This window comes from Maridesulfovibrio zosterae DSM 11974 (assembly GCF_000425265.1).
In the GTDB taxonomy this organism is placed as follows: domain Bacteria; phylum Desulfobacterota; class Desulfovibrionia; order Desulfovibrionales; family Desulfovibrionaceae; genus Maridesulfovibrio; species Maridesulfovibrio zosterae.
Genome location: NZ_KE384342.1, coordinates 996,117 through 1,006,556 on the forward strand (window position 1 = coordinate 996,117; position 10,440 = coordinate 1,006,556).

General features: G+C 40.6%; 7 protein-coding genes and 2 rRNA genes. 5 read left to right on the forward strand and 4 right to left on the reverse strand.

Annotation, left to right across the window (positions count from 1 at the left end; translation table 11 throughout):
- The first annotated feature begins 32 nt into the window (after nucleotides 1-32).
- Complete coding sequence (locus H589_RS0116190) at nucleotides 33-1,451, forward strand: carbon starvation CstA family protein (protein WP_027722991.1); 1,419 nt, start codon at nucleotides 33-35, stop codon at nucleotides 1,449-1,451.
- Between the two features lie 85 nt (nucleotides 1,452-1,536).
- Here the strand turns inward: H589_RS0116190 and H589_RS0116195 are convergent, their stop codons facing one another.
- On the reverse strand, nucleotides 1,537-2,034 hold the full coding sequence (locus H589_RS0116195) for a rubrerythrin family protein (protein ID WP_027722992.1): 498 nt from the start codon (nucleotides 2,032-2,034) through the stop codon (nucleotides 1,537-1,539).
- 437 nt (nucleotides 2,035-2,471) lie between these two features.
- Between H589_RS0116195 and H589_RS0116200 the strand changes: the two genes are divergently transcribed.
- The 3 genes from H589_RS0116200 to recQ all read left to right on the forward strand — a co-directional run bounded on the left by H589_RS0116200 (nucleotide 2,472) and on the right by recQ (nucleotide 8,046).
- Nucleotides 2,472-4,721 (forward strand): methyl-accepting chemotaxis protein, encoded by a 2,250-nt coding sequence (locus H589_RS0116200; protein ID WP_027722993.1) that lies wholly within the window; start codon nucleotides 2,472-2,474, stop codon nucleotides 4,719-4,721.
- A 272-nt stretch (nucleotides 4,722-4,993) separates the two neighbouring features.
- Nucleotides 4,994-5,773: a type I methionyl aminopeptidase gene (gene map, locus H589_RS0116205; protein WP_027722994.1), complete on the forward strand. Its 780-nt coding sequence runs from the start codon at nucleotides 4,994-4,996 to the stop codon at nucleotides 5,771-5,773.
- Nucleotides 5,774-5,817: 44 nt separating this feature from the next.
- Entirely contained in the window at nucleotides 5,818-8,046 is a 2,229-nt protein-coding gene (gene recQ / locus H589_RS0116210) for a DNA helicase RecQ (RefSeq protein ID WP_027722995.1), read from the forward strand.
- A gap of 95 nt (nucleotides 8,047-8,141) precedes the next feature.
- Here recQ and H589_RS0116215 read toward each other — a convergent pair whose 3' ends face one another.
- The gene (locus tag H589_RS0116215; protein ID WP_027722996.1) at nucleotides 8,142-9,482 is read right to left on the reverse strand and encodes a PpnN family nucleotide 5'-monophosphate nucleosidase; all 1,341 of its coding nucleotides are present in this window, start codon (nucleotides 9,480-9,482) and stop codon (nucleotides 8,142-8,144) included.
- A gap of 239 nt (nucleotides 9,483-9,721) precedes the next feature.
- Here H589_RS0116215 and H589_RS0116220 point away from each other — a divergent pair, with 239 nt between their 5' ends.
- The gene (locus tag H589_RS0116220; protein WP_027722997.1) at nucleotides 9,722-10,078 is read left to right on the forward strand and encodes a hypothetical protein; all 357 of its coding nucleotides are present in this window, start codon (nucleotides 9,722-9,724) and stop codon (nucleotides 10,076-10,078) included.
- 90 nt (nucleotides 10,079-10,168) lie between these two features.
- On the opposite strand, the gene rrf is transcribed toward H589_RS0116220, so the two are convergent.
- Nucleotides 10,169-10,283 (reverse strand): 5S ribosomal RNA (gene rrf, locus H589_RS0116225).
- An 81-nt stretch (nucleotides 10,284-10,364) separates the two neighbouring features.
- Nucleotides 10,365-10,440: ribosomal RNA gene (locus tag H589_RS0116230) — 23S ribosomal RNA — on the reverse strand; the annotation flags it as partial.

Sequence of the window (10,440 nt, forward strand, 5' to 3'; positions counted from 1 at the left end):
TTTTATAAGCTCAAAGGATGGAGGACTTTTCTATGCTATTTTTCTTTGCCTGCGTGGCAGCACTGATTGTTGGTTACATTATTTATGGTAAATTTGTAGATAATGTATTTGGACCGGATGAAAACCGCACAACTCCCGCATACGCCATGCGTGATGATGTGGACTACATGCCAATGCCTAAATGGAAACTCATGTTCATTCAGGTACTGGATATTGCCGGTATCGGCCCTATTTTCGGCCCCATACTCGGAGCACTGTACGGCCCGGCTGCCCTTCTCTGGATTGTAATCGGCTGTATTTTCGGCGGCGCGGTTCATGACTACTTCAGCGGAATGCTTTCCATCCGCAATGATGGAGCATCAGTTCCCGAACTTGTCGGCGAATATCTAGGTATGTCAGCACGCCACGTTATGCGCATATTTGCTTTTGTTCTGCTCATGCTGGTAGGAGTTGTCTTTGTCCTGTCACCTGCAAAACTGCTTACAGGACTGACTGGAATTGATACCGGAATTCTTGTTGCCTGTATCTTTGCTTACTATTTCCTCGCTACAATCCTTCCCATTGATAAACTCATCGGTAAACTTTACCCTCTGTTCGGCGCATTACTGCTGATCATGACAATCGCCATTGCAGTGGCTCTCATGTTCAGCGGCCACACACTTCTGCCGAACCTCGACTTTGCTGTTAATACCAGCCCCACCGGCAAGCCCATGTGGCCACTTCTTTTCATCACTTTATCCTGTGGCGCAATCAGCGGATTCCATGCCACACAGTCTCCGCTCATGGCCCGTTGCGTAAAGAATGAAAAAGAAGGCCGTCCGGTATTCTATGGTGCAATGATCATCGAAGGTATCATCGGACTTATCTGGTGTACTATCGGTCTGTCATTTTACGATACCCCTGCAGCAATGAACGCAGTTATCGCTTCTGGATCACCTTCCGCAGTTGTATCACAGGCAGCGAACTCCCTGCTCGGCCCCATAGGTGGAGTCTTTGCAATTATCGCAGTTGTCATCCTGCCTATCACCAGTGGTGATACTGCTTTCCGCAGCACACGCCTCATCGTTGCTGAAACATTCAAGATGGACCAGGGACCTGCAATTAAACGTCTCTTGATCGCAGTTCCTTTATTTATTCTTGGGTATATTATCTCCACTCAGAACTTCAGCTCAATCTGGAGATATTTCGGCTTCTCAAACCAGTGTCTGTCCATGCTCGTACTTTGGACTGCTGCAGTTTATCTCGGACAGCGTGCTAAACTGCACTGGATCGCTTCCCTGCCTGCAACCTTTATGACTGCTGTTGTTGTAACCTTCATTGCACAGGCAAAAATAGGTTTTGAACTGGATATGAATGTTTCAATACTCCTTGGTATTGCTGCAGCTATCGCAGCACTGGCCGTCTTCCTTGTAAAGTTCGTTTCTCCAAAAGCGGCACAGGAAGTTAATTAAACTGTCATTAAAAATTGCCACACAGTAAAAAGTCCCTCCTGCTTAAGCAGGAGGGACTTTTTTGGTTAATAACACTCAGCTGCTATTAATCTACTTTGTTATATGCTTTTGCAGCAGCACCGCAGATAGGACATTTGTCAGTTGCAGCACCATCCTGAGTGTGACCACATACTGAACAGATATAAAATTCTGCGTCAGCAAATTTATCACTATCAGCTTCAAGAGCTGCTGAGTAAAGTTCTGCATGAATTTTTTCAGCTTCGTTAGCAAAACCGAAGTAACGAAGAACAGCATTCTCACCTTCAGCTTTTGCATCTTCCATCATATCAGGATACATGGACTTGAATTCGAAAGTCTCACCTTCAATTGCAGCTTTAAGGTTTTCTTCAGTAGAACCAATTCCTTTCATAAGACGAAGATGCGCATGAGCGTGAATAGTTTCAGCTGCAGCTGCTGCGCGGAAAAGTTTAGCAACACCGGGTTTACCTTCGGACTCTGCTTTTTCAGCAAATGCGAGGTATTTACGATTAGCCTGTGATTCACCTGCGAAAGCTGCGCTCAAATTTTCTGATGTTTTAGACATTGTAGTTCTCCTTATTTAAAGTGTTATTCTAAATTATAATCGAGGAAGTATTTCCTCTTTCGTTCTCGTTGAAGATATCAATAATAGTTCTTAATACTATTAGCAAGTAAAAAATGTAATTTCTTTAAAAAATTTAAATTGCATAAAATCGGTTCAGAAAATGATATCTTAATAATTCTTAATATAATATGGTTATTCAGAATCAGGATGTCCCCAATTATTTATAATCACACGCTAAAGAGTCATTCTGATCAACCTATATATTATTAGAATACTAACTGCTGTAATTATAAATTTTACTAATTTAAAATTATAATGTGCAGGGAAATAAAAATTATGATAACTCTAAAATATAAATTTATCTTTTTCTGCAATAGGGCTTAGTAAAGATAATGATTTATACTTAATGGGAGAGAATATGCTTAAAGGGAGAGATTATGAACTTTAAATCAATAAAGACAAAAATTATTCTGATGTCAGCGTGTTGTATTGCGCTATCAGCAGTATTACTGATTTCACTACAAATTCGTGACCAGAAAAAAAACACGGCTTTCGTTCAATCTGAAGTATCAAAACTTATTGAAGACAAAACAAAACAAGGACTTATGGGAATTGCTGAAGCTCAGGCTGGTGTAATCCGGGTTGAACTGCTTAAAAATATTGATACCGCAAGAACTCTTGCCGGCGTATTTAAGTCCATTAGATCCAGAGATGCTAATGACCCGAATCTCAGAGAGATTTTTAACGACATACTGCTTACTGTTTTAAAAGATAATAAAAATTTTCTTGGTACTTACAGTGCCTGGCAGCCAAATGCAATTGATGGAAATGATGATTTATACAAAGGCAGAACTGATCAGGGATATGATTCAAGCGGTCGCTTTGTCCCATACTGGAACAGAGATCAACAAGGTAAGATAGCTAGACAAGCCCTTGTCGGATATGAAGACGCCAGTCTACATCCCAATGGAGTGACTAAAGGTGGCTGGTATCTCTTTCCAAGACAAAGAGGCCTTCCAAATATTTTAGATCCATTCCCTTATATTGTTCAAGGAAAACAGGAATGGCTCACAACAATGTCGGTTCCGGTCGTTGTTGATGGTAAATTTCTTGGAATTGCAGGTACAGATTTAAGACTTAATTTTGTTCAAAAGCTAAGTGAAAAAGTTGCTTCTCAATTGTATGAAGGCAAAGCAAAAGTTAAAGTTATTAGTAACCTTGGTATCATAGTTGCCGACAGCGCCACTCCAACAAATGTAGGAAAGCCCATTGATCAAATTAATGAAGAGAATATGGAGCTTATTAAAAAAGATATTAAAGATGAAAAATCCTATATTAATCTTGGAGAAGAAGATGGTCTTGTTCAGGCTTTAGCCCCTATTAATTTAGGACAAACCAAAACTCCATGGGCTGTTTTAATTGAAGTTGACAGAAATATTGTTTTTGCCAAATCAATTCACCTGCATGAAGAACTAGTCAATAATGCATATCAAAGCGCCATTTTTGCAATTTCAGCAGGAGCAGCAATTGTTGCGCTTGCATGTATAGTTCTTTGGTTCTTAACAGGTGGAATTGTGAAACCGATTAAACAATCTGTTACATTTGCAGAAAGCGTTGCAAAAGGCGATTTTGATCAGGAACTGAATATTAATCAGGCTGATGAAATAGGTGTCTTAGCTGATTCCTTGAAAGTGATGGTAGATAATCTTAAAAAAATGATCACTGAGGCCGAAGATAAGAGTAGACAGGCCGAGGAAGAAACAGCAAGAGCAAACATTGCTGTAGAAGAAGCTAATGAGGCTAAAGAACACGCTGCACGCGCTGAAAGAGATGGTAAAATTCAGGCGGCACAGGAACTTGAAGAAATAGTAAACATTGTTACATCAGCTTCAGAAGAACTGGCTGCTCAGATTGAACAATCGCGCAGGGGAACAGAAGACCAGTCTGCCCAGATAACAGAAACCGCAACAGCCATGGAAGAAATGAATGTTACTGTTCTTGAGGTTGCAAAAAATGCTTCCAATTCTTCCGAAACAGCCAATATGGCTAGAGAGAAGGCTCAAGCCGGTTCCGAAATAGTTTCTAGGGTGTTAAAAAGCATGGAAGAGCTTCAGGGTGTAGCATTACAGCTTAAAGACAATGTTACCAGCCTTGGAAGAGATGCAGAAGGAATAGGACAGGTAATGGAAGTCATTTCCGACATTGCTGACCAAACGAACCTGCTGGCTTTGAATGCTGCTATTGAAGCTGCAAGAGCCGGTGAAGCAGGTCGCGGTTTTGCCGTCGTTGCTGATGAAGTTCGCAAACTGGCCGAAAAAACCATGACTGCTACTAATGAAGTTGGAAAAGCCATTACTGACATTCAGAAAGGTACTACTGATAACATTCAAAATGTTGATAAGGCTGTCATAAAAATTGATGAAACAACAAAGCTTTCAACTGAATCAGGTGCTTCACTTGATGCAATTGTCAACTTTGTCGATGATACTTCAAACCAAGTTCAAAATATTGCAACTGCCGCAGAAGAACAGTCAGCTGCAAGTGAACAGATCAATCAGTCCCTAAGCCAGGTAGCTGACATTTCTAATGAAACAGCAAAAGCCATGGGAGAATCAGCAATCGCTGTTGAAGAAGTTGCTAAGCAGACACAGGCTCTGCAAAAACTTATCAACCACATGAAAGAATAAAAGTAATTATCTGTTATATTATTCTTAGGTTCTAAGTTACTATAACGAACATGAAAAGTGAAAGCGCATACGGAGTAACCGTATGCGCTTCTGCTTTTTAAGCATAAAATGTATAATAAATTTTAAAGAAATCAGTAATATCAATATTTATAAAATTTTATAGAATCAAATTCAGACAATGGATTCAGAAAAGTCTCCTTTTCTTTAATTGACATACACACCTTTAAGAGTATCCCTATCTCTTTACACACAACGATTTCGGAGCCTTCTAAATGATATTAAAAAATAAAAATCAGATCGAGCTTATGCGCGCAGCAGGACTGCTGCTCTATAAAGCACATATCGTGGCCAAAGAAATGATCGAACCTGGAATAACTACCGCTGCAATTGATGCTGAAGTAGAAAAATTTATTTTAACTAATAATGCTATCCCTCTCTTTAAAGGTGTTCAGGGCAAAGTACCTTTTCCTGCTGCATGCTGTATGTCTGTGAACGAAGAAATCGTCCACGGTATACCGTCACAAAGAAAGCTTACTGACGGTGATATTCTAAGTATTGATATCGGGGTACGTCTGAATGGCTGGTGCTCCGACTGTGCCTGTACCCATGCCATTGGTGAAATTGATACCGAGAAACAAAAACTCATGGACGTAACTGAAGAATGTCTGCGTCTTGCTATCCGGGAAATCAAGCCGGGATTAAAGTGGAGCAAGATTGCTAAAGAAATGGCTCAGTATGCCCGCTCAAACAGTTTTTCAGTTGTTGAAACTTTAGTTGGACATGGTATAGGAGAAGGTCTATGGGAATCCCCACAAATACCTAATTACCACAGCAGAGTTTTAAGGGATTTCAAGCTTAAAGAAGGACTCGTCATTGCGGTAGAGCCTATGATAAATGCAGGAGTTAAAAACACTCAGACTCTTGATGATCATTGGACTATTGTGACCAAAGACCATAAACCTTCTGCCCATTTTGAACATACCATCGCTGTAACTGCATCAGGAGCACAAGTTCTGACCTGCGGTCCTGACGGCGAAGGCTGGGCCATGTAGCTCTTTTTTCTTAATTTATAACCTCTCCGATAAAAATATAATCCATGCCAGATACAATGCGCTCGCCTCTCGATGTTCTTCAGCAAACATACGGCTATGAATCGTTCAAAGGAATACAGGAAGATGTAATCAATCGTATTATGAACGGCGGCAATGCCGTCGTATTCATGCCGACTGGCGGAGGTAAGTCAGCCTGCTACCAGATTCCTGCTATTCTCCGTAAAGGCGTTGGCATTGTAATTTCACCGCTGATTGCACTTATGCGTGATCAGGTTGCTGCATTAACACAGATGGGAGTCAGGGCTGCATGTCTAAACTCATCAGTTCAGCCGTCTGAAGCAAACCATATTATCCATGAACTGCACAGTGGCGATATTGATCTACTTTATGTTGCGCCGGAACGTCTGGCCCACCCCGGTTTCATGGATATGCTTTCTGGATTTAAAATTGCTCTTATTGCCATAGATGAAGCTCATTGTGTTGCCCAATGGGGACACGATTTCAGACCGGACTACCTGCGTTTGTCAGAATTTGCGCAGCGTTTTCCAACTGTTCCCCGCCTAGCTCTGACTGCAACAGCAGACGGACCGACCAGAAATGAAATTCTACATCGTCTTTCTTTTTGTGAAGATGATATATTTGCCACCGGATTTGACAGGCCAAATATCCGCTATACAGTTATTCCTAAGGAGCAGGAAAAAAGACAGCTTCTGAACTTTATTAAAAATGAACATTTCACTGAGTGCGGAATTGTCTACCGCATGAGTCGCAAAAAAGTAGAATCCACTGCAGAATGGCTATGTAAAAACGGCATTAAAGCCCTTCCCTATCATGCTGGTCTGGACGCACAGACCCGTGAATCAAATCAGGCCCGTTTTATGTCTGAAGACGGCGTAGTCATGGTTGCAACAATTGCATTCGGCATGGGTATAGATAAGCCGGATGTACGCTATGTTGCTCATCTGGATATGCCAAAGACGATTGAAGCCTACTATCAGGAAACCGGTCGCGCCGGACGTGACGGTCTTCCTGCCGAAGCATGGATGTCTGTAGGCATTCAAGATATGGGATTTTTAAAACGAATGATCATGTCCGGCAATGCTCCGGAAGAACGCAAGGCACTTGAATTACGTAAACTTAATGCACTTCTTGCGTACTGCGAATCCTCCGGTTGTCTACGCCAGTCATTGCTTGCCTACTTTGGCGAAGAACTTGAAAAGCCATGCGGTAACTGTTTCACCTGCAATAATCCGCCATCCACATTCGACGGAACTATTCACGCACAAAAAGCTTTATCCAATATTTACCGTACCCAGCAAATGTTCGGAGCTAATTATCTAATAGAAATTCTGCTGGGCAAAGACAACAAGCGCATATCTGGTTTTGAGCACGATAAGCTCAGTACATACGGCATCGGTAAAGAGTTTAGTGCAGATGAATGGATGTCTATTCACCGCCAATTAGTCTCACAGGGCTTGGTTGATGTTGATATTGAAGGATACGGGTCACTGAAACTTAATGCAAAAAGCTGGGAAGTTCTGCGTAAAGAAAGATCTGTTGCATTACGTAAAGATCCTGTTTTAGTGAAGACTAAAACTCGTAAGGCCAGCAAAAAACTGATTATAGGCGATGCGAACAGTCCCTCAATGACGACCCCGGAAGCAAAAGAGCTTCTGGACTCACTGCGCACACTTCGCAACACTCTTGCAAAAGAACAGCAGGTACCGGCCTATGCAATTTTCCCGGATAAAACTCTGCTGGAGCTGGCCTGTTACCGTCCTCAAACAGCAGGTGAACTATACGCTGTCAGCGGATTAGGCGATCAGAAAATTTTCAGATATGGAAATGCAATTATTGATGTATTAATTAAACATCAGGATAAACATGGCCGCCCCTCCGATCTATTTCCGATCCCAGAGGATAAAATTAAATCAGTCTCGGTCGGACAGCCAAAGGATGAAGGCCCTACGGTTTCCGCATCTGCCCTTGAGACATTGGATTTATTTGAAGAAATTCTAGACATAGAAAAAGTTGCCCAAGAACGAAATATAAAAGCCAATACCATATACGCCCATCTCACCTCTTGTATTCAGGCCGGAAAGCTGAATGTAACTGATGTTGTTGATTTCAGTAAAACTGAACTTGACTGCGTGACTGATACAATAAAGTTTTATGAGTCAGAAGGTTTTTTACAACTCAATCCAGTCTATAATGCTCTTTACGGAAATTATTCATTCGAAATATTACGAATGGTAAAAGCGGGAATAAAATAATTCATAATAAAATAGCCCTAGTTTTAATCTATGCATAAAATCATGAATTAAAACTAGAGCTGAATTTATCTTTCAATTTTAAATCATAAAATAATTTATTCAATGCGATAAGACGCTGTCTTATTTTTGCTTGGATGAATTCGACCTTGTTGAGCAAGTTTTTGAACAAACTGATCAGTTGCCTGAACAATTTTTTTATCCCCCTTAATGAGCGGGCGATCATCTCCCCATGAATCAAGCATATCTGGATCTTTAACTGAAAGATGCACAACAGCTGAGAAAAAACGGCGTAAGTTGATCAGCAAAGAAAAAGGTTCCTGATTTCTGGAAAGATCAAGAGCTTCCATTGATTCAAACGTTACAGCAAAAGGCTTCTGAATTCTGTGATCAAAGACAAGATCATCATTCCACAAAAATTTTGTAGAAAGTTTTTCCGTTTCATATGCAAGGTAGTTTGCATATGCCCGAGCTGTTCCTACATGAACATTATATAATCCATCCAGCTCATTACCAAAGCAAACATTTAAATACTCAACTAATTCTTTGAAATAAATACCGCCCCCTTTTTCTACCAAGTCGAAAGAATAAGGAATTTCTTTATTTTCCGGCATGGAAAGCAAGGCGAGCATAGTTAAAATCTCTTCAATTGTACCGGCACCGCCTGGATGAACTTTACCTCGATGTGAAGCACGGATAAAAGCTTCCATACGCTCTTCTATTGTAGGGAAAGTTAAAAGCTGGGTGACAAGCTCGTTAGGAGCTTCTGCTGCAAGAATCTTTTTTTCAGAAAAACCGATAAAATCGCGCATTCCATACCGCTCAAAAGTATTCTGCTTACCATAAGCAACCTGTGCGCCTTTAAATGGAGCTTTCATGATACCGACTCCGCAACCGGTAATATTCTCCATGTCCGGCATAAACAATGCTGTCCAGTAGCCAAGCTCTTTGGCAAAACTATACTCTTCCATAGGAACCTGATGTCCGCCCCATGTAAACATAACCAATCCGCGAACACCTCGATACATAAGTCCCGAGTTCTCGACGAATTTTTTAATATACGATGAACGGCATGCTTCAGGTCCTTTTGGGAATTCCGGAGCAAAAATAAGATCACGGATAACAGCAGATATGTGCTCAATAGACTGCCAGATTACGTGTCTGCCATCGTAAAGACAATCCATGGGAACTTTTTTGCAGTGCAGATTAATATTACCATTTACCTGAGCCAATTCAACATGCATATCGCCAAATTTTTCACGGATTTCACGAGTATCATGCACATTATTTTTATGGACATTGATAAGTGCACCAACAATCTCCGGCATACGATTTTCAGGAGCGGCAAGTCCATTTATAAGCTGCTGAAGCTCTTCTGTACCGGGTTTCCTTGGAAAAACTTTACGGGCTATAAGGGGGATCTTTAATTCTGTTTTCATATTCTCATGAGAATTCATAACTGCTTAAAAATCAAGTATAACAGTCAAAAATAATTTAAAAAAATTTACTTAAACCACGCCATGTCTCTTAGTCGTCAACAAAGCGTAGGGTTCAAATTAATATAATTCCCCTTACAAATACGAATACAGTTAATTATATAATATTTTAGCGAAACTAATTTAATAACTGATTACGGTATGCTGTATCAAATGGTAAATTCAAAACGATGGAGGAAAATATGATAGATATAGATCAATTTATTAATGACAAAGCAAACGGAGGAGATGGAGTACTTCAATCAATCCTGTCCGACAAAGACCAATGGACAGATGGAACAGGTAAAATTCATGATATGGAAAGAATGGATATAAATTATCTCAAAAACTGCATTAATATGCTGAAAAATTATCATTTTTTTCCAGGTAAAAAATACATTGAAGCTCAAAAAAAGGTTTATTTTCTTAGAGATCAAAAGGTTAAAGAATTAGAGTCTCACCATAATGAATTAAAACATTTACTTGATGCCCCTACACTTCAAAATGTGCCTTTAACTGTAAAAAACAAAATGACAATCATTAACATCCAGGGTGAATAGACTAATCGAGTATATTTAGCAGAACGCAAAAAGCCCCGTACAACGTAGTTGTACGGGGCTTGGCTGCCCTTTTTACAGGGCGAAAAAAAGTCCTTGCGACGACCTACTTTCCCACTAGCTACCTAGCAGTATCATTGGCGATGGAGGGCTTAACTTCCGAGTTCGGAATGGGGTCGGGTGTGGCCCCTCCTCAATGGTCGCAAGGACAAATTCCTTGGTCAAAAACTTTGGACCGTGCGTGGTCCTTGGTTATTAACTATAAATATATAGTTAATAGGGAAAGAAGAAAGATAAGTCGCACGATTTATTAGTACTGGTCAGCTGAGTACATTGCTGCACTTACACCTCCAGCCTATCAACCA